Source organism: Pseudarthrobacter phenanthrenivorans (assembly GCF_036455295.1).
GTDB lineage: Bacteria > Actinomycetota > Actinomycetes > Actinomycetales > Micrococcaceae > Arthrobacter > Arthrobacter phenanthrenivorans_C.
In genome coordinates this window covers 241,957-261,676 of the sequence record NZ_JAYXNX010000001.1, presented here as the reverse complement: position 1 = coordinate 261,676, position 19,720 = coordinate 241,957, and the positions used below count along the sequence as shown (strand labels likewise).

General features: G+C 54.2%; 15 protein-coding genes. 6 read left to right on the top strand and 9 right to left on the bottom strand.

What is annotated here, in order from left to right:
* Nucleotides 1-125 precede the first annotated feature (125 nt).
* From VXJ37_RS01235 to VXJ37_RS01200, 8 genes are all read right to left on the bottom strand, one after another.
* Entirely contained in the window at nucleotides 126-1,298 is a 1,173-nt protein-coding gene (locus tag VXJ37_RS01235; RefSeq protein WP_331321256.1) for a glycosyltransferase family 4 protein, read from the bottom strand.
* A 537-nt stretch (nucleotides 1,299-1,835) separates the two neighbouring features.
* Nucleotides 1,836-2,891 (bottom strand): glycosyltransferase family 4 protein, encoded by a 1,056-nt coding sequence (locus tag VXJ37_RS01230; protein WP_440589767.1) that lies wholly within the window; start codon nucleotides 2,889-2,891, stop codon nucleotides 1,836-1,838.
* A gap of 484 nt (nucleotides 2,892-3,375) precedes the next feature.
* Complete coding sequence (locus tag VXJ37_RS01225) at nucleotides 3,376-4,422, bottom strand: glycosyltransferase family 4 protein (protein ID WP_331321255.1); 1,047 nt, start codon at nucleotides 4,420-4,422, stop codon at nucleotides 3,376-3,378.
* Between the two features lie 5 nt (nucleotides 4,423-4,427).
* Nucleotides 4,428-5,888 (bottom strand): hypothetical protein, encoded by a 1,461-nt coding sequence (locus VXJ37_RS01220; RefSeq protein ID WP_331321254.1) that lies wholly within the window; start codon nucleotides 5,886-5,888, stop codon nucleotides 4,428-4,430.
* 8 nt (nucleotides 5,889-5,896) lie between these two features.
* Nucleotides 5,897-7,387 carry a lipopolysaccharide biosynthesis protein gene (locus VXJ37_RS01215; RefSeq protein ID WP_331321253.1) on the bottom strand — a complete coding sequence of 497 codons (1,491 nt, stop codon included), beginning with the start codon at nucleotides 7,385-7,387 and terminating at the stop codon, nucleotides 5,897-5,899.
* 117 nt (nucleotides 7,388-7,504) lie between these two features.
* A complete protein-coding gene (locus VXJ37_RS01210) occupies nucleotides 7,505-8,602 on the bottom strand; it encodes a glycosyltransferase (RefSeq protein WP_331321252.1) in 1,098 nt (365 codons plus the stop codon).
* Entirely contained in the window at nucleotides 8,599-9,585 is a 987-nt protein-coding gene (locus VXJ37_RS01205) for a GDP-mannose 4,6-dehydratase (RefSeq protein WP_331321251.1), read from the bottom strand. The genes VXJ37_RS01210 and VXJ37_RS01205 overlap by 4 nt, the downstream gene beginning before the upstream one ends.
* A gap of 9 nt (nucleotides 9,586-9,594) precedes the next feature.
* Nucleotides 9,595-10,578 (bottom strand): GDP-mannose 4,6-dehydratase, encoded by a 984-nt coding sequence (locus VXJ37_RS01200; protein WP_331321250.1) that lies wholly within the window; start codon nucleotides 10,576-10,578, stop codon nucleotides 9,595-9,597.
* 463 nt (nucleotides 10,579-11,041) lie between these two features.
* On the opposite strand from VXJ37_RS01200, the gene VXJ37_RS01195 reads away from it, so the two are divergent.
* The 6 genes from VXJ37_RS01195 to VXJ37_RS01170 all read left to right on the top strand — a co-directional run bounded on the left by VXJ37_RS01195 (nucleotide 11,042) and on the right by VXJ37_RS01170 (nucleotide 18,774).
* Nucleotides 11,042-12,520, top strand: a complete 1,479-nt coding sequence (locus VXJ37_RS01195) for a polysaccharide biosynthesis tyrosine autokinase (protein WP_331321249.1) — start codon at nucleotides 11,042-11,044, stop codon at nucleotides 12,518-12,520.
* Between the two features lie 67 nt (nucleotides 12,521-12,587).
* Entirely contained in the window at nucleotides 12,588-14,021 is a 1,434-nt protein-coding gene (locus VXJ37_RS01190) for a sugar transferase (protein ID WP_331321471.1), read from the top strand.
* A gap of 44 nt (nucleotides 14,022-14,065) precedes the next feature.
* Nucleotides 14,066-15,379, top strand: a complete 1,314-nt coding sequence (locus VXJ37_RS01185) for a UDP-glucose dehydrogenase family protein (protein ID WP_331321248.1) — start codon at nucleotides 14,066-14,068, stop codon at nucleotides 15,377-15,379.
* 32 nt (nucleotides 15,380-15,411) lie between these two features.
* Nucleotides 15,412-17,250: a DUF4012 domain-containing protein gene (locus VXJ37_RS01180; RefSeq protein WP_331321247.1), complete on the top strand. Its 1,839-nt coding sequence runs from the start codon at nucleotides 15,412-15,414 to the stop codon at nucleotides 17,248-17,250.
* A 169-nt stretch (nucleotides 17,251-17,419) separates the two neighbouring features.
* Complete coding sequence (locus tag VXJ37_RS01175) at nucleotides 17,420-18,013, top strand: LPXTG cell wall anchor domain-containing protein (protein WP_331321246.1); 594 nt, start codon at nucleotides 17,420-17,422, stop codon at nucleotides 18,011-18,013.
* 359 nt (nucleotides 18,014-18,372) lie between these two features.
* Nucleotides 18,373-18,774: a VanZ family protein gene (locus VXJ37_RS01170; protein ID WP_331321470.1), complete on the top strand. Its 402-nt coding sequence runs from the start codon at nucleotides 18,373-18,375 to the stop codon at nucleotides 18,772-18,774.
* Between the two features lie 10 nt (nucleotides 18,775-18,784).
* Here the strand turns inward: VXJ37_RS01170 and galU are convergent, their stop codons facing one another.
* Nucleotides 18,785-19,675 carry a UTP--glucose-1-phosphate uridylyltransferase GalU gene (gene galU, locus VXJ37_RS01165; RefSeq protein ID WP_331321245.1) on the bottom strand — a complete coding sequence of 297 codons (891 nt, stop codon included), beginning with the start codon at nucleotides 19,673-19,675 and terminating at the stop codon, nucleotides 18,785-18,787.
* Nucleotides 19,676-19,720: the final 45 nt, after the last annotated feature.

Here is a 19,720-nt window from a genome sequence, read left to right as displayed (position 1 = left end):
CGCGGCCGCCTTCTCATTCAACACAACTAGTCTTCAATATAAGTAGGACGCAAGGTTGTTTTGAGGGCCCTCACCTCGACGGAAGAGCCAACGGACGCCCCTGTGAATCCACCTCGATAGAACAGTCAGCCTGTTTTGGGAGGGATACCCGATGTCACTTTGGGTAAAGGGCTGCGTGCTTGAACGCCGTCCAACCAGAGACTCATAGACTCTGCCAGGCGTTTGACGTCGAAGTCTCTAGATCGAATCGGGCCATTTCGTGCGAGCTTTTTGCGGAGTTCAGGATCTTCGTCAAGCTTTATTAAAGCAGACTCAAGGGAAACAGCGTCGTCACAGGGAATAAGAAGTCCGTCGTGACCGTGACTAATGACTTCCGATGGACCTCCCGGGCAGGTAGCAATAACCGCGCAACCTGCATCTAAACCTTCAACTACCACACTTCCAAAGGGTTCAGGGATAGTAGAGGCATGGACTAAGATTTGCGATTCCAACAGCACGGACCGGACGTCCGTTATAGCCCCGGTGAAACTGATCTGGTCAGAACTTTGACCTAGCTTCACCTTATCTCGCAATGCGTTAGCGTAATCTGCTTCTCCGAACAACGCATCACCGACTATCACGGCTTTCACCGAGGTGCCAGAGAAAGCTCGGTCGAAGGCCTCAATAAAGTGATGCTGGCCTTTCCATGGTGAAAGACGGCCGACCATTACTACCTGTTCAACACTTTCTTGCCGCTCAACCAACTCCACAGGACTGCCCACGTCTATGCCCGGAGGGCTAATTAGTACGGGCTTTCCTCCAGGCCAAATAGTCTCTAATGTGGCTCGACTGTTAACGATGTAGGCAGAGGCAACAAAGCGCCCAAGCAATCTAATTAGAAGGGCATGTGAGCGCCTAAAATAGTCATCAGAAATTCTGTCATGTACGCTCCAGACGATAGGCACTCGTGCTCTTGCCGCAGCCACGGCACCGTAGACCAAGGACTTTACAGAATTAGCAACCACAAGTGATATCTCGTTGCCTTTTACGTAGCTACCCAGCTGCCAACCGTAGCGGATATAGCTCACGATGGCGCCTGCTGCGCGGAGCACCGAGCGCTCGCCGCGTCCAACATTCTCAGCGGTGACTTCCCGTACCAAAACCTCCACCCCCGCCAGGCGATAGCGGTCTATCAATGGACCATCTTCAGCGAACATCACAACTGTCTTGGCTGCTGGTAGCTGCCGCGCTAACCTCAGCAAAGCAAGTTCTGCCCCCGAGGGGGCTGCCGAATGAGCCAAAAATAGATGCTTTTCCATAAGACTTTCCGTATCGCTGAACCGTGGATTACGGCGGTTCGGATCTTGCTATACATATCAGCGAGAGTCCTTCCGACCGTAAGGCAAGGACCGTTTCTCCGCTAGTTTATTGCACTTCGACTCCTAGTGCATTGATAGGCAGCTTTTACTGCAGTACATGCCGGCCAGCCTGGGGCTTCGCGACTCGAAGTCACTGACAACCCAGGCCTTAACGGCGTGCAAACTACATGCATATCCGACAGCACGGGGTCGGCGCGCTCGCGGTATTTGCCACACCATCAGCCTCAGCGAACCAAAAAACCGTTAGCTATGCGGGCCAGAAAAAGCTGGGACCCAAGGCAACCAAGCATCCCTTGATGCTAACGAAGACTTCGGGCAGCCACAGCTGGAAGTAACCGTGTTGGTCAGGCCGAAAAGATCCGCGGCTATGTCACCTGTGATTTCATAAAGTTGGGGTAAAAACTTAAGTCACTGTTCAGGTGGATGGCGAGCAGGGTGACAAACTGCATAGTTCAATTACTCAAGCAATCCGGGGATCTATTGAATACCTCGATATAACACTTCATGCTGCCGAGCGACCTCACTCCAGGAGAATTTTTCCGCATGGCGTCGGCATGCTTCCGCGCTGGGCCTCTTACCAGCAATGGCTGAAATTATCCGCTGTGCGAGTTCGTCTCTATTGTCAGGCTCAACAACAAGAGAGGGGTCCAACCCCAGAACCGCGTCAGGGAGACCCCCGCAGTCAGTCACGATCGGAGGTGTTCCAGTGGCTAGCGACTCCAACGCAATGAGCCCAAACCCCTCCAAGCTTATGGTCGGTACAACGGTCAACATGGAATCTTGATACAACTCGGCCAACTTCGAGTCCGACAGTCGCCCTTTGAACTCCACCGAGTCAGCTAATCCAAGCCTGCTAGATTGCTCCTTTAGTCTCAGCTCCTCGTTACCGGTCCCGACAATGCTTAGCCTCGCTTCCGGGACCGCCGAGACGACCTGGGCCCAAGCATCTAGTAGTACATGTATGCCCATCCGCCGCTCCAACCGACGTACGCACAAAACATTGGGATGGTCTGGAAGCACGGGCCCTACCCTGAACCTCTTCAAATCCACACCCGGAGGTACAATGCTTACCTTATCCGGGTCAACGCCGTAATCGTTGACGAGGATGCCTTTAAACTCGCCGCAGAGGACTACATAAGCCGACGCATCACGGTACCTAAATTTCTCGAAAGAACGCTTTAAGCGCACCCTTATCTCGGCTTCACCAGCAACAGCACTCTCTCGTGCCCACGGGCCCTGAAAGTGAACAAGCATAGGGGCCTTCTGCCACCCTTGAGACGGACGTGCTCCGTACAGGCAGAAATGACGGTCCATCACCAGCCCGGGTCGCCAGACAGGCCCAGTCCTCGAACGGACGGCCCTCTGAAGTGTTGATCCCGCAACCGAACCCCAAGTCGAGCCACCAGAGGGCGGAGCACCAAAGGCGTAAGCGGAAATATCGATTTGATCCGACGCAGCAAGAGCAACGAAGAGGTCCTCAAAATAACGATTGAGACCGCCAGCTCTCGTGTTGAACCACTCGCTGCCGGCCATGTAGACGCTAATCGAATCGTTACTAGAAGATCTCGGAGATCGATTCATACAAAATTCCATTTCAGATAAACTCACCAAAACCTGGTACCGATACTACAACACGAACAACGGTGAGTGATCAACAGGGTAGGAGCGGGGTTCAAGAAACTAGAAAAAATTAGACCCAGCGCATGAACAGATAGACGCCATCCACAATATGACGACCAATAGTCAAACCGTTGTTTCGACACCTACTGCTTCCACGCAGGCCGAACCCACTACCACGACACTTTGAACAGGCGTAAAAAGGGAACGAAATGGGCAGCTCTAAAGTCCGTTAGGCGCTCGCACACATCAAAACAGTACTGCCCTGAACACCTCAACTATTCGAACCTTTCAAAAATGCCAAGGCCAGAGCCGCCAGAATGAAGATCAGTAAATGCCGTAGATGTCAGAAACAAAACTCTGAGAAACCGAGCGGCCGAGTCGCGAAAATTACCAATCATTAACTGTTGATAATAAGGGGACCATAAACGTCGCGTACGAGTCGAGGAACCGACGCCATATTCAACAGCGCATCGACAGCCGTGCGAGCGGCTGCACTAGCCTCGTCAGTAAGCATGGGACCGCGAGATATACGTTGTTCCAGCATCAACATAAAGTCATGGTCAGATTCTGCGAGCGCAAGCGCGTCCCCTTGTCTGACAAGGCCAGCTAAGTAGGAACTCCCGGGGTTAGCTGTCGCGAGAGTTGGAACACCCAGAGATAGGGCCTCAAACATTGGAATGCCAAAGCCTTCGTACGAGGACGGAGACACGAGCACCCACGACTTGCTGATGAGTCGTTGCACCTCGATATCGGATGCATTGGAAAGGTGAACTGTACTCTTGTGCCAATACTTCTTGTCGTCCGCAGGTCCCACAACTGTAAAAGTGACGTCCCGACCAAGCCTGTGACTCACTTCTCTAACCGCTTGTTCCGCAAAACTTCCTCGTTTTCTTCCGTTGAACGATCCAATAAAGACCACACTGGGGGAACGAGTAGGCTCGCGGACAAGCTGGGGGACAGGAGAAACCGGAGGCATAAGCATATGGCAATTGAAAACATCTACAGTTTCAGGAGCAATAGCAATACGGAATGAGCTTCGAGCCTCTGTATACTTTTCCGTCAGAGCGAGAACGGAATGATTAATCCGACGAAGCCCTCTCGATGACTTCGCCTCCGACCAACTGCTTCCGAAGAAGGAACGAACAATTGGAGTGCCATCCCGCTTAATGAGAAAATCATCACCGAACGAATGTATCAAGTCAGGCGACTGACGCTTCACGATATCCCGCAGCACGGCGGGAAGTAAGTAAAACCTATCAATGCGGGATCTAGGCTTTCGGACTGGAACGATTCTTGCACCCGGCAAATCCCGCCCCCCTTCAGGCGTGACAATTGTCAAATCGACTAGTTCAGCCAGCTGAGATGCCATGCGATAGGCGTACCTCGCGACACCCCCCGTATGAGTATCACTCGGCCACTCCAAACAGAGCATAGTGATGCGCATCGTAGTTAATCTCCTTCTGTAACTCTAATAATTTTACCCATACCCCGCGAAACCGGTAACGGCGCCAGCGGGTAGGTGAATCGAAGGCCGGTCTCTATTGGTGGTTGAGCATCAGAATTGGACCTTGATTGACGATCGTCTCCCGAAAGGCGCAATAGAGCGCCGAAAGCGAGACCAACAATAATTCCGAAGGATGACAAGAACAAATTTCCGGCAATCCCGAGAAATATCAAATACAAGACCACGAAGGCCAAGGGCGACTTAGAACCGCTTCTAAGAAACTTTAGACACCGAAGTAACAGAAACACGATAAAAGCACTAAACAGAACAAATGGAACAAGTCCGTAAGCGCGCATAATATCGACCAGCAAGTTATCAATAGTTGGTCCCGAAGGGTTTCCAAGAACATGGGGCAAGGGGTTGGTTAAGTAGTCAAGGATCCCCAGACGCGCTTGAATGGAATTATCCTGGCTCGGATCGAAGGAAGTATAACGATCGGCCGTCAAAATTGTGGAGCTACCGCCGAAAGTGCTCACGATCTTATCAACGCCTACACCCACGAGGACGAAGAACAGAACCGGAAGCACACGCCCCATGCCTCTTCCCCTAACCAGAACGGCCAAGGCAGCACAAACAAGCACGCTCAATAGTGACGAGCGTACACCGGAAAGCAGCAGGGGTACGGTCATTAAAGCACAAAAGAGAAAAAACAAAACGCGTGATATCCCATGGCTATTGATTCCGCGAACAAAGCACACGATAACCACAAGGCCCATAAAGGCCGCATAGGGACCAGGCGACTCGGACGCTCCAAATACCCGCACAGCCATCGGAAGCGCTTGGCCGATGCTCTCTAGCCCGGAATTCAACATCCAGCTTCTATCCCACTGCGGCAGGAAGAAAAACTGATAAACGCCATAGCAGCCCACAACTAGGCCAATTCCGGGGAGGAGTCGCTCGAAAGTTTCCCATATATCGGGCACGGAAGCGATCGCGATAAATACGGTGAGCAACACGGGAACAATGAGAGCCATCGCAAAGTAAATCACGTTTGGGCTAAAGGCTCCATTGGCAGCCAAAGCTAAACCGACGAAAATGGAAAAAATGACAGCGAACCAAAGCAAACGCCGGTCCGTATCCGACCTCCGCTGACCTCCTACCGAATCAAAGCGCGCAAGGCAAATAAGAAGGGCAACAACGACGAGGACCATAGGAAAGAGGATCAATGGATCGAAGTCGACGCGGGCATCGGGACCGGCAGAAAGTCGGCGGATCAAGCCGAGCACCGGGGCGCTGCAACCAGCTATTATAAGTATGAACGGAACGGATTTGGCACTAAAAGACAGAATTAGCATGCAGACTAGCAATGTCATCTGAATAGCGACATGCGCTGCAGTATAAGCTGAAACCATAACGAAAAACGCCAAAAAACAAACAACACTCGAGCGAATGATGTTAGGACTCAAAACCAATCTCATCGATTACCAGCTATCCATGCCACAGAAATAACTAAGACTAAAGCTAACGCCGCTGGCCAAAATATCCTGGCTGAGGCGTAAAGGCCAAGATCAGAACGCATAATCGGCCCCCATATGACTACGAACGTGAGTAATGAGGCAGCGGCAAGAGCCCATATTGCTCCTGCAACTCCCAGCTGAGGTAGTAGCGTGAGGTTCAGCAGGATACTTACCGCTGCAGCGAATATTGACACGACCCCAATTGCCATGCTCTTACCTCGCGTGATTGAAAGATACTCAACCCCGAGACTATTCAGACCAGAGAAAACCAATGGAGCCGTCATAAGGGCACTAAGAAGACCCAAACCAGCAAATGCGTGACCAAAAACCATCGGTGCAACGAAAGCTCCTAGCACGGCGGTCAGGGTAGAAACAAGAGAAATCAGAATTACCTGCCGCGGCGCAACAGACCTGATAATTTGAGAGGAATCGGTTTCCGGTGCAGGCGCCAAGTGCGGCTGAATATACTTAGTTAACTCAGTGATTACTACGCTGCCAAGGGTGACCACTTGAGCGGCCAACGCATATCTCCCTGCCATAGCAGTTCCCAAGAACGCCGCTATCAAAATTCTGTCGAATGAGCCCGTCGCCCATAGGGAGACAGAGTTAACAACCAAGGGGGCGCCCAGTCTAACTGCAGACCGAAAAGGAGCGGCCTTGCGATCAGGAGGAAGACAACGTTTCAGAAAGGGAAGAAAAACAGGAAAGGTAAGCGCTAATAGAACGAGGGAACCCGCCAGGTCGGCCATAACCCACCCAAGAACGCCAAGGTCAAGAATCAAAACGAACACCAACTTAAATGCAGCCAGAAAGGAACTGTAGGTGATCGCATAAACAACATAACTTTGGAACTTGCCCTTAACTCGCGCCAATGCTGCAGGAAGCTGCCAAGCGGAGCAATAGATCGACGCAGAAACTACAGCCATACCAATGTGGAGTGGTGCTGCCCCGCCGATGCCTATATTCAGAACGTAAACAGCCCCGGCAATCCCGAGCCCGAGGAAGACGGGGAAAAAGCGCTGGATTAAGGCCACGCCGGTCAAGCGATTGAGGGAGTCTTCATCATCTCCTTTACCGTATCTATAGATAATCGTCTCGAGACCGAGCCCGAAAGTCATGGAAACGAGTGTAAAACAGGAAATGAGAACCGCGACTTCACCATATCTTGCCGCACCCAATGTCGCGGTCAGAAAGGGCAAGATAATAAACGGCAGGGCCTTCTGGATTGCCGAGACACCAAGGTAAGCAAAACGTCCGTTGATAAAGCGGTGGACCAGAGTTTTAGTTGTAGCTTTATTGGTCAGTGCCGCGCTCGTCCCAACATGATCGCTGCTAAAAAGCGATGACCTAAATCTCGCACTAGGGCATGGGCGCAGCGGCTTCCGCCTAGTGGAGCGATAGTGGCGACCGATCATGTCTCCGGCTCGTTTTCGAGTTATCTGCATCATGCCAATATCAGCCGATAACTCTTCAGGATTGATTCAAACATCAGCTCACCATCCATTTTCGGAGCCGAGATGCATTATTGTACATTTTCAATGCCTCACGCAGCGTTGCTACGGCAGTCAGCTACCAATCCAGTTTAGGATCCTCATACGGAAGATAGAGTTGTCAAATTCATGGGCGCGCCGTACGCAGTCCTCAGGGAGGTAACTCTGGACCGCTTGCAACGCATCCTTCGCTTCGCCTCGACTTCGAAAGTCAATCAAGCGTCCAGTTCTACCACCTACGACGGTTTCCGCAGCGCCACCTATTCTGCCAGCGATAACAGGTGTACCGGCGGCCATAGCCTCGACGGGCATGATCCCGAAGTCTTCCACTGCTGGGAAAATGAAGGACATCGCACGCACATATAATTCTCTGAGCATTGCCCTCGAGGGATTGTTAATGAAGATCACCGGTACCTTCGTTTCGGCCGCTAACCCTCGAAGCATCCCCTCCTCAGGCCCTCCACCCGCAAGAACAACCGGGACGCCGGCTGCTTCTCCGAGTTCGATAACTTGATCTAAGCGCTTGTATGGAATGAAGCGCGAGGCACCCAGAACATAGTCTGAGGGCAGGGAATCTAAAGTCGCCTGTTCACTACCAGTGAGATCTGCCATGTGACTTTTCGTATAGAATTTAACATCGACTGGCGGATAGATTACATCACAAGATCTTTCCCAGTGCTGTTGGATCCGCTCGCGGACAAACTGGCTGATGGCCACAACGGAAGTTGCTTCTTGAGCCCGTCGTCGGTCAATCTTTTGAATGCTCCTGGACGCGGCGCGGGCAAACCAAGTGTCACCCCTTTGATCAAGCTCGGGATTCCATATATACCTTGCAGGGGTGTAAGCGTAGACGTATTTTCTGACGTCTTGATTTGGAGAACGAAAGCTCGCATGGTGCGCAAAAAGATGAGAACTGCACAAGACCCAGTCTATTTCAGAGAAAGTCAATGAGCGCCACGCTTGCAACATGAAGGGTATGGCTAGGGCCTTATGCCGCCTAAGCGGCGTTTTTGAAATCCAAGTTTCAAGCACTCGATCCGAGTCAAACCGATCAGGAGCATCGTTCCATGCCGCGAGAATTAGTTCTTCGGGAAAGATATCCGCTAGCTGCTCAACTACCTTCTCGGCGCCACCAAGCGGCTCTAGCCACTCGTGCACTATGAGCCCACTCATTGAAGCTGCTCAGTACTCGGTTCACTGCCATTAACTTCCTGCAGCAGGTGGAGGTCGTAATAAACCATTTTCTTTACAATCTCCTCAAAAGGCATTAGCGGCTGCCACCCTGTGGCTTCATGCAAACGTGAGTTATCGCCGCATGTTTCTACGGCGTCAACCGGACGGAGGAAACGATCATCTACCTCGATATGTTCTTCCCAATCAGGTATTCCAGCAGCTTGTAACGCTGCCTTCGCAAATTCCCTTACAGAATGCATGCGCCCCGAGGAGATTACGAAGTCCGAGGGGTCAGCGAGTGCAGACACCCTAACCATGGCATCGACATAGTCCGGCGCCCAACCCCAATCTCTCCTACTGTCCAAGTTACCCAGGTAAATCTTGTCCTGTCGCCCAGAAGCAATACGCGCAGCTCCCATTGTGATCTTGCGCGTAACAAAGGATTCCGGGCGCCTCGGAGATTCATGGTTGAAAAGAATCACATTAGATGCCCAAAGGCCGCGCGACCTATAGACGCTCGTAAGTTGGTGGGCGAGCGCTTTAGCAACGCCGTATGGGTTCGTGGGAGCAATGGGTGTCAGCTCATTTTGCGGGGTTTCTTTTGCGTGACCAAATATCTCCGAGCTGGAGGCCTGAAGAAACCGGACCCTATGGCCTTCCTTCTCTTGAAGCTGCCACGCCGCCTCCAAAAGTGTACCCACCGCTGCCCCGGACACAGATGTAGTCAGTTCAGGGCTCTTCCAAGACTGAGCTACCGAACTTATACCGCCCAAATTGAAGATAACGTCAGGCATCACCTCGGATACGACAGATCTCAGTCGATCCGCATCCCCCAAATCGCCATAATGAACTAACATCTCCGAAACGGCCAATATCTTGTCCGGCCTGCGGGTTAGACCGTGGACTTCCCAGCCCAGGCTTAAAAGTTGCTCAGCAAGGTAACTGCCGTCTTGTCCGGTCACACCTGTGACTAGCGCACGCATTCTATGCCTCTACTTGGAGAACTGAGACTCGGCCTTCAAATCACTTTCCACCATCATCCCCACCAGCTCAGGGAATGAGACCTGCGGCTTCCAATCCAAAACATTTTGGGCCTTGGTTGGATCGCCGATGAGCAGGTCGACTTCTGCAGGGCGCATAAATCTCGGGTCTTGACGGACGTACGGAGACCAATCGCTAATACCAACAGCGTGAAAGGCAATATCCAAAAGATCACGAATAGAATGGGTTTCACCTGTAGCGATGACGTAGTCGTCAGCCACCGGTTGCTGCAGCATCCGCCACATTGCTTCCACGTAATCGCCCGCGAATCCCCAGTCGCGCTGCGCATCCAAATTTCCGAGTGAAAGCTCTTTTTGCCGACCAAGCTTAATCCGCGCAGCCGCACTGGTGATCTTCCGCGTTACAAATTCGGGGCCACGTCGAGGCGATTCATGGTTGAAGAGAATTCCGCTGGATGCATGCATTCCATACGACTCGCGGTAGTTGATGGTCATATAGTGACCGAATACTTTGGCAACTCCATACGGTGAGCGAGGCCAGAGTAGCGTGTCTTCTCTCTGGGGAACTGCCTGCACCTTCCCAAACATCTCCGAACTTGATGCTTGATAGAAACGGACTTTCCCTAAGTCCTCGCCGGCCCACAAACGTATCGCTTCCAGGATATTCAGAACACCTTTACCGGTGACATCGGAAGTAACTTCGGCATTATCCCAGGAATAGGCAACGAAGGAAATTGCCCCCAGGTTGTAAACCTCGTCAGGATTTGAATCGTTCAAAGCTCGAACTAGACTCGAAATATCCGTGAGGTCGCCAGTCAAAAGCTGCACGCCCGGCACTTCCCTTTGCACCATTGCATACTTTGGATTATTTTGGCCACGAATAAGGCCAAAAACTTCGTAGCCTTTCTTCAGCAACAATTCGGCCAGATAAAGTCCATCCTGCCCAGTAATGCCAGTGATCAGTGCGCGCTTCATATAGTTATCCTTTACTTTGTGCCAAGCTGGCTGCTGGGCGAAGCGCGAGACCGCAAGTGCGGTCCTTGGCCGACGTTGATGACTAGCCGCGCCCCCAGACGCTGGACCAAGAGTACTAGGTGTACGCGTCTGCTAGCGAAACCGCGAATTGTTAGATTGTGCCGTCGCTGCGGGGGTCTCTATTACTAGCCGACCGGCTGCTGTGCTACAGCCTGCATTCAGCAGCAGGCCGTCGCCCCTGCTCCAGCGGATCGAGGCCACAACCGTAACCTTTGACCAAAGTAGTGTGGCCTTAGCGCCTGCCCAACTTCAGGCGTAGATTGCGTTGAGTCTCGAAAGTCCGGGTAGCATTACCCTGACCCGTACAGGTTCGTGCAATGCCACCATCGGGTTTTAAGTGTTGTCTCATCTGCCCTAGTCCGCTACGTCGCTCTAGGCTGGCCATAAGCGAGAGGTATCGAAGTTGGATCTGAGCGACTATGTGCGAATCATTAGACGAAATTGGATTGTGATAGTTGCCTGCTGCTTGCTCGGGCTTCTCGGCGGAGCTGCAGCGTCCATGCTGACAACACCTACCTATAATGCTAAAACAAGGCTTTTCGTCGCAATCCAGAGCTCCGGTTCGGCCTCTGATCTCCAGCAGGGCAACACATTCAGCCAAGCCCGCATGGAGTCATATGTCGAGACTGTGGGTACGCCCGCGGTTCTTCAACCTGCGATTTCAAGTTTGGGACTAAAACTTTCGCCGGACGAGCTGGCGAAAAAAGTCCAAGCCAGCGCAGATCTCCACACAGTGATCATCACGATATCCGCTGCAGACCCTTCTCCCGTCCAAGCGGCCGCTATAGCCCAGGCGGTCAGTGACAGCCTGATCCAAGTTGTTAACAAGCTAGAAAGCCCCTCTCAGGGCGGATCGTCGCCTGTAAAGCTTTCCGTTGTTACGCCAGCGAGCGCCCCTGAAATACCGTCGGCTCCTAATACACGACTAAATATTGCTTTAGGCGGTGTTATCGGACTCTCTCTCGGTATAGGTCTGACGGCCTTGAGGACTGTGCTCGATACCAAAGTCCGTGGTGAAGCCGACCTGGTAAGGCTTACACCCATTGCTGTTCTAGGGGGCATCTCATTCGACGCTGACGCGGCGAAAAAGCCCCTGATAACTCAAACCCCAGCACAAAGCCCACGTGCAGAATCCTTTCGACAGGTTCGAACCAACCTGCAGTTTGCTAACGTGAGCAAACAGTCCAAGTCAATTCTGATTACGTCTTCCTTGCCTGGGGAGGGAAAGAGCACTACAGCAGCCAATCTAGCCATTTCCCTGGCAGAAGCAGGCCAAACAGTTGCCCTTGTGGACGCTGATCTTCGTCGACCTCGGATCAGTGAGTATCTGGGACTGGACCGGAACGCCGGCCTTACCACGGCACTGATAGGTCACGGAGAAACGGAGGACCTCCTACAGCCTTGGGGCGAACACAATCTCTACGTCCTGACCTCGGGGCAGCTTCCGCCCAACCCGAGTGAACTTCTTGGCTCGGAGTCAATGAAGGGAGTCGTACATGAACTTGAACGTTCCTTCGATGTCGTTGTAATTGATGCCCCCCCTCTGCTCCCCGTAACGGATGCGGCGGTGCTTGCCCAGCAAGTGGGGGGCGTCGTGATGGTTGTGGGATCTTCTAGAGTCAAGGTGCCGGATCTCCAAAAAGCGCTGAAAGCGCTCGAGCTGGTTCAGGCGAACGTTCTTGGCGTCGTGCTCAACCTTCTTCCGGTCAAAGGTTCCAATGCCTACTCCTATAGCTACTATGGCCAAGAAACGACCGGTCAGCATGCGATAGATTCGGCAGGTCTTCCCTCATCAGAGAACAAGTCAACCGCTCTTGACTTCGATTCCATTGTTTACAACGAGCACCCGTTGAGGAATAACAGCACATTTGACCGTCGTTAGAATTTTATTAGCAGTCTGGAATCATTAGCTTGGCGCATCAGCTTTTGCGTAGAAGGGTGCGGTTGTGTTGGGGGCAAACGAAGATTGGCGAGTTCGCGCTTCTCGCCTGCTGAAGGCTGTGGACCTACTTGTCATTCTATGGGCGGTGGTTGGTGCGTATGTGGTGCGCTTCGGAGTAGAAGCAGGCGGTTCGGAAATAGGCGGCCAGAATGCTTACCTACCGCTTTCTATTTTCCTGGTTTTTGCATGGTGGATTATGCTCGGTGCGTGGAACAGTAGGCAGAGCCGAGTCCTTGGTGCCGGCCCAGACGAGTACAAGAGGGTTGCCGCCGCCTCGCTATGGCTTTTTGGCTTGATAGCTATTGTCTCGTACGTGTTCAGGGTGGACACCGCGCGCGGCTACGTTGGTGTAGCTCTGCCCTCAGGTCTTGTTGGGCTGCTTTTGGCGCGATGGCTTATTCGGCAGCATCTCAACGTCAACCGACAATTGGGCCAAAGCATGTCTCGTCTTCTTCTACTGGGTGGTCCAAGTGCTGTGGCGCATCTTGCCGGGTCCCTGCGAACCGCCAAATATGCTGGCTATCTTCCCGTTGCCGTGTACATACCGAACACCTCGCACCTTGACATAGAGCCCGAGTCCGGGCTTCCGGTCGTGGGCAATTCACCAGATGCAAACTCCATCGTGGAGGCTATACAGGCGTGCCGAGCTGATGCTGTAGCTATATCCGCGGGCGTTCAATTGCACCCCCAGACGATCCGACATCTTGGGTGGGAATTGGCCTCGCGAAACATCGGTTTGATAATGGCCCCAGCTCTGACTGACATAGCCGGGCCGAGAATTCACACCCAACCAGTTGCGGGCCTTCCCCTTATTCACGTGACTACACCGACTCTAGAAGGAGGTCAACGAGTAGCGAAACGTCTTTTTGACTTAGTCATTTCCGGCGTGCTTATCATCTGCTGTTTGCCTGTCATGAGCATCGTCGCCCTAATCATAAAGTTGGATGATCAAGGCCCCGTCCTATTCAAACAGAGCCGTGTGGGAATAGAGGGTATCCCTTTTCAAATGCTGAAGTTTCGATCGATGGTGGTTCATGCAGAGGAGATACTGGAAGATCTCCGGCACCAGAGTGACGGAAGCGGATTGCTTTTCAAGCTCAAGGATGACCCTAGAGTCACCAGAGTTGGCCGGGCCCTTCGAAAATTCAGCTTGGACGAGTTACCACAGCTTTTCAATATCTTTTCCGGGTCGATGAGTCTAGTCGGGCCTCGTCCTCCGCTTCCTTCCGAAGTTGAGGCTTACGAGCACGACGTTCGACGCCGTCTTTTGGTGAAGCCCGGACTAACCGGTCTGTGGCAGGTTAGTGGTCGATCTGATCTATCTTGGCAGGACTCGGTCCGCCTCGATTTGTACTACGTGGAAAACTGGTCATTGGCCGGTGACATGCTCATCCTAATAAAGACATTCCGCGCCGTCTTCAAAGGTGCGGGAGCGTACTAACTCCCGACCAGCCTATTGACAGCTTGGGCGCAAGAAGGACACACATGCAAATCACCGTTATCGGGTGCGGCTACTTGGGCGCTGTTCACGCCGCTTGTATGGCTAAGCTCGGACACGAGGTACTGGGGGTCGATGTTGATGCGAGAAAGATTGCCCAACTTTCGACTGCTCGCGCCCCATTCTTTGAGCCTGGCTTGGAACAATTACTTGGGGAAGTACAGGGAGCCGGGCGCTTAGCATTTACAACGGACATGGCGAGAGCCAAAGGACGAAGCGTACATTTTATCTGCGTTGGTACCCCCCAGAAGAAGGGCGAAAACGGCGCGGACATGACATACGTCGATGAAGCCGTCGCCGCCCTGCTGCCATATTTGTCGCCCAACGATCTCGTTGTCGGTAAATCCACAGTGCCAGTCGGTACCGCAACTCGGCTACATAAAGTCATCAAGGAAGCTGAGCCCACGGCAGAATTATTGTGGAATCCAGAGTTTCTTCGTGAAGGTCACGCGGTGTCAGACACGCTGCAGCCTGACAGGCTCGTGTACGGCGTTCTCGGCGGGGCTGTCGACCATCCTGCAGTCGACACACTGGACACAGTTTACGCCGCACCTCTGAGGACTGGCACCCCGCGCCTGGTCATGGACCTGCCAACCTCAGAATTGGTGAAGACAGCTGCAAACTCCTTTCTTGCAACGAAAATTTCTTTCATCAACGCAATGGCCGAACTCTGCGATGCTGCCGGAGCGGATGTCACCCTCCTGGCGGACGCCATCGGTATGGACGACCGAATTGGGCGCAAGTTCCTAAACGCCGGAATCGGGTTCGGGGGTGGCTGCCTTCCAAAGGACATTCGGGCGTTCATGGCACGAGCCGGCGAACTAGGTGCCGATCAAGCCTTGACTTTTTTACGGGAGGTCGACGCGATCAATATGCGTAGGAGGACGCGGGTGGTCGAGGTGACCCGTGAACTTTGTGGCGGTTCGCTCTTGGGGCAGCGCATCACAGTCCTCGGGGCTGCGTTTAAACCTGAAAGCGATGATGTTCGCGACTCTCCTGCGCTAAGCGTCGCAGCGCAGTTGCAACTACAAGGTGCGGTTGTGACGGTCACGGACCCGCAGGCTCTGACCAATGCCGCGCGCCGCTTCCCCGAGTTGCAGTATGACACTTCCACTGATGGCGCTTTGCAGGCAGCGGATGCCCTTCTGCTCTTAACGGAGTGGCAGGAGTATCGAGACCTAGATCCGTACGCGGTTGCAGCACTTGTGGCTACGCCGAGAATATTGGATGGCAGAAACGTCTTGGACTCAACCAAATGGCGAGCAGCCGGTTGGACATACTACGCACTCGGCCGTCCCTGACTATGGCTACTCAGAAACGCGAGGGGAAAACAATGTCGGCGAAGCCAGACAAAGCCGGGCAAAGGCCAAGGAAGAGGCTAAGACCGCTTTTTGCGGTCCCAACTATCCTAGTGGTTTCCATCGTCGGTATAGGAACTACTTGGTTCGCAACCAGAGCCAACACGGTAAAGACCGAACTGGAGGCGGCGGCAGCACTTATCCCCCAGCTCAAGCAGGAGATACTGGTCTCGGACGAAGGATCTGCCGCCAGAACAGTCGTAAGTCTCCAGAAGCACACCTCCAACGCTCGCCAGGCTGCGAACGATCCAATATGGACGCTGGCTTCGGGGCTACCACTAATCGGCCCTAATGTGAGTGCCATTGCCGAAGTAGCAAGATCGGCCGACGACGTCGTGAACCTCGGCTTATCCCCTCTAGTAAGCGTCTACAAATCCCTGAACTGGGACACCTTGTTGCCCAACAGTTCGGGCAGCAACCTTGACCCTTTAAGGACCGCGGCGCCTGATGTCGTCTCAGCGGCCTATGCGGTTCGAAGCTCGTCAGCGCGGCTCGATTCAATCGATACTTCACAACTCCTGCCACAAGTTGCGGCGCCACTGACCGAAGCAAACTCAGAACTGAAACAAGCAGCGGACGCTCTTGACTCGGCGGCAGATGCAGCCAAGATTGCGCCAGCAATGCTTGGGGCGGACCGCACTAAGAACTACTTACTCGTTATACAGAATAATGCGGAAGCGCGTGCATCAGGCGGCATACCCGGTGCTCTCGCTATTCTGGCTCTCCAAAACGGTAAATTGTCCCTGGGTGCACAGAGTAGCGCCAGTGAGATTGGACCTATGTCTCCGCCTGTCGCAGTTGAAAGCGAACAGCAGCAGATCTACACTTCACGGCTTGGTAAGTACATGCAGGACGTCAATCTGACACCAGACTTTCCGACCGCTGCTGCCACTGCAAAGGTAATCTGGGAAAAGAAGACCGGGCAGCATGTCGACGGTGTCATCTCAATTGATCCCGTAGTTCTCAGCTACATTCTTGAGTCGACAGGACCCGTATCGGTCAATGGGCCTGAACTGGCAGCAGTCAAGGCGGCAGGTCTGCCGACGAATCTCACTGGCGACAATGTGGTCTCCACTCTGCTCTCGGACGTCTACGCTAAGATCCAACAGCCGAAACTGCAAGACGCATACTTTGCCGGCGTGGCCAAGGAAGTTTTCTCTGCCCTTTCCAGCGGAAAGGGAGAAGCCAAAGGCCTCATCACCGGTATTACGCGGGGAGCGGAAGAAGGACGTGTGCTTGTTTGGTCCGCCGACACTTCCGAACAGTCCGTAATTGCAAAGTACGCCTTGGGGGGCTCGATATCCGGGCCGAGCGTGTCTCCCGCCCAATTTGGCGTGTACTTCAACGACGGGACGGGCGCGAAGATGGACTACTACGTCAAGCGCTCAGTCCAGCTTGTCAAAGAGTGTGCTGCAAACGGATACGAACAAACAATTGTCCGGGTGACTAGCACCAACACGGCTCCGATTGACGCCGCCACCTCTCTGCCGACGTACGTCACCGGAGGAGGCGCCTTCGGTGTTGCTGCGGGAACCGTACAAACCAACATAGTCGCTTACGGACCTTCACAAGCAGATGTGGAATCAGCCGCTGTTGATGGTCAGAAGACTTCCTTTGCCTCATACTTGCATGCCAGCAGACCAGTGGGCGTGGTTGCTCAGCAACTTGCACCCCACGAGACTGGAACGGTGGAGTTCACTTTCGGAAAGATCGTCCAGCGTGCCGAACCTAACGTTGTTGTCACACCCACTGTTCAGCCTGTAAAGGACGTTGTCCTTCCAACGCAGAATGCGTCCTGTGAACAAGTACAGTGACTGTCGCGTTAACACTATGTAAACCGACTGGATAGAGGTTGGTTACAAGGCAAGCCGGATGATATCTTCTATCTGGGATATCTATCCGTAGTTCTGCACACGGTCTCGTGCGGAGGGGGCATCTCCCTAAATCGGGTATCAAAACTTAAACGTCTCCGGGGGGACACAAATGAAAAAAACACTCGCTGCACTTGCACTCGCAGGCTCGATCGCACTCGTTGGTTCCGCACCTGCTGTCGCCGCAACCTACCCGGCACTTCCGCCGCAGGCCGCTGTGTCCGACGGCACCGTTGGCCCGGGTGAAACTTTCGTCTTCCGCGGCCAGGGCTTCCTTGCAGGGGAACGGCTGATCATCCGTGTCACGCCCGGCCAGGCACCGGCCTCCAACGGCGCCAACATTGCCGGTAGCCGCGCTGTGGCAGGGCGCATTGCTGTCGTGGCCGAAGCTCAGACCCTGTCAGCAGTTGCTGACGCGCAGGGTGCCGTCGCTCTGCCGATCGCTATCAACGAACCAGGGACCTACTCCATCACGGCGACCGGTGAAACGTCCGGCGTGACGGTTGGCCCAGTCATCGTCAAGGTCACGCCTGCAGCACTGGTTGCTAACGGGAATTCGGCTCTCGCCAACACGGGCAGCCTGGCCAGCACCGGCGTTGACTCCGGTCTGATCCTGTGGACCCTGGTGGGCGCAGGCGCACTGGCCGCCGGCGCAACCTCCGTTGTGGTGGTTCGGCGCCGCGCCAAGGCTGAGGTTTCCGCCTAAGCAGAAGGCTTCATAGCACCAGCGAAGGTGGGTGCATCTCCGGAAGCGGAGATGCACCCACCTTTTGCTTTGGGGTTGATGCTGCGGGTTCCCGCAACCTTGATGCCGGCAAGCTCAATCACCAGCGCATTTGTGGTAACTATTAGGGCTATGGGGAGACATTGGCGCAGAACACCACGCGAGTACGACTTTTCCGTACCACTCCCCCGGCCACAGGTGCTCGCCTATGCCCTCCTGATCCTCCTGGCGGTAAGCGCCCTGGCAACAGCCGCATTCGCCCTTCTCCGCACGTCCTGAGGCCCTTTTTGAGACACCTTCACAACCACCGGCTGTGGCGGCTGATCCTCGCAGCCATGGCGGTGCCCTTGGCCCTGATCGCATTCTGGCCAACGCCCGTGGACCAACCCGTCTCCGGGCAGCTCGGCGCCGTGTTGAATTTCCTCCACCACCACGGAATTCCGTGCTGGTTTAACTACGACTTCGTGGAAAGATCCGCCAACGTGGGCCTATTCCTTCCCGTTGGCTTCGTGGCCGCACTGGCATTTCCCACCAAAAAATGGTGGCAAATCGGCGCCTTTGGAATGCTTGTGTCCGCCTGCATCGAGCTGGGGCAGTTTCTGTTTCTTCACAGCCGTTTTGCAAGCCCGTCAGATGTCATGACCAACACGTCAGGTGCTGTCATCGGCGCCCTGGTGGCCCTCTTAGCCACCAAAAAAGGGAGGCCTGCCGCCTTCCGGCAACGGGCCTCCCAAAGTCAATAGAGCGTCAGGGCTACCCCACGAAGCCCTTCATCCAGGTCTTCAGATCCTCGCCAAACTCCACGCGCTCAGAAGCCAGAGTGATCACGGCCTTGAGGTAGCTCAGCTTGTCACCGGTGTCGTAGCGGCGGCCCTTGAAGACCACGCCGTACACGCCGGAGCCCTCGCCCTCGCCGGCAGCGAGGGTCTGCAGGGCGTCGGTCAGCTGGATCTCGTTGCCGCGGCCGGGAGCGGTGTTCTCCAGGACGCCGAATACCGAGTGGTGCAGCACGTAGCGGCCGATAACGGCCAGGTTGGACGGTGCATCAGCCACGGCCGGCTTCTCCACCAGGCTGTTGACGCGGACGTAGTCCTCGCCTTCAACAACCGAGATGTCCGCACAGCCGTAGGCACTGATCTGCGACGGATCAACCTCGATCAGGGCGATAACCGAACCGCCTGTCTTCTGCTGCACCTCCATCATGGTGCTCAGCAGGTCCTCCGCCTCGTCGATGAGGTCGTCGCCCAGGAGTACGGCAAACGGCTCGTCGCCCACGTGCTGCTTGGCGCACAGGACCGCGTGGCCCAGGCCCTTGGCCTCGCCCTGTCGGACGTAATGGATGGGACCCAGGTTGGAGGCGTACTCCACCAGGCCCAGCTTGTCCTTGTCGCCCTTGGCCTCCAGTGCAGCCTCAAGACCGGGCTCGCGGTCGAAGTGGTCCTCCAAAGCGCGCTTGTTGCGGCCAGTGATCATCAGCAGGTCCGAGAGGCCGGCATCGATCGCTTCTTCCACCACATACTGGATGGCAGGGCGGTCGACCACCGGCAACATTTCTTTCGGCATTGCCTTGGTGGCGGGCAGGAAGCGTGTTCCCAATCCGGCAGCAGGAATGACGGCTTTGGTGATAGCTTTCCCCATAGTCATAGCTGAACCTTAACAAATTTGGTGGGCTAAACGGCAATTGGGATG

Coding starts and splice junctions, on each gene's coding strand:
- galU (WP_331321245.1), bottom strand. CDS start 19,675: ATGACTATGGGGAAAGCTATCACCAAAGCCGTCATTCCTGCTGCCGGA.
- VXJ37_RS01215 (WP_331321253.1), bottom strand. CDS start 7,387: ATGATGCAGATAACTCGAAAACGAGCCGGAGACATGATCGGTCGCCAC.
- VXJ37_RS01175 (WP_331321246.1), top strand. CDS start 17,420: ATGAAAAAAACACTCGCTGCACTTGCACTCGCAGGCTCGATCGCACTC.
- VXJ37_RS01185 (WP_331321248.1), top strand. CDS start 14,066: ATGCAAATCACCGTTATCGGGTGCGGCTACTTGGGCGCTGTTCACGCC.
- VXJ37_RS01205 (WP_331321251.1), bottom strand. CDS start 9,585: ATGCGTGCGCTAGTCACAGGTGTGACCGGACAAGACGGCAGTTACCTT.
- VXJ37_RS01210 (WP_331321252.1), bottom strand. CDS start 8,602: ATGAGTGGGCTCATAGTGCACGAGTGGCTAGAGCCGCTTGGTGGCGCC.
- VXJ37_RS01235 (WP_331321256.1), bottom strand. CDS start 1,298: ATGGAAAAGCATCTATTTTTGGCTCATTCGGCAGCCCCCTCGGGGGCA.
- VXJ37_RS01200 (WP_331321250.1), bottom strand. CDS start 10,578: ATGAAGCGCGCACTGATCACTGGCATTACTGGGCAGGATGGACTTTAT.
- VXJ37_RS01230 (WP_440589767.1), bottom strand. CDS start 2,891: ATGGCCGGCAGCGAGTGGTTCAACACGAGAGCTGGCGGTCTCAATCGT.
- VXJ37_RS01180 (WP_331321247.1), top strand. CDS start 15,412: ATGTCGGCGAAGCCAGACAAAGCCGGGCAAAGGCCAAGGAAGAGGCTA.
- VXJ37_RS01225 (WP_331321255.1), bottom strand. CDS start 4,422: ATGCGCATCACTATGCTCTGTTTGGAGTGGCCGAGTGATACTCATACG.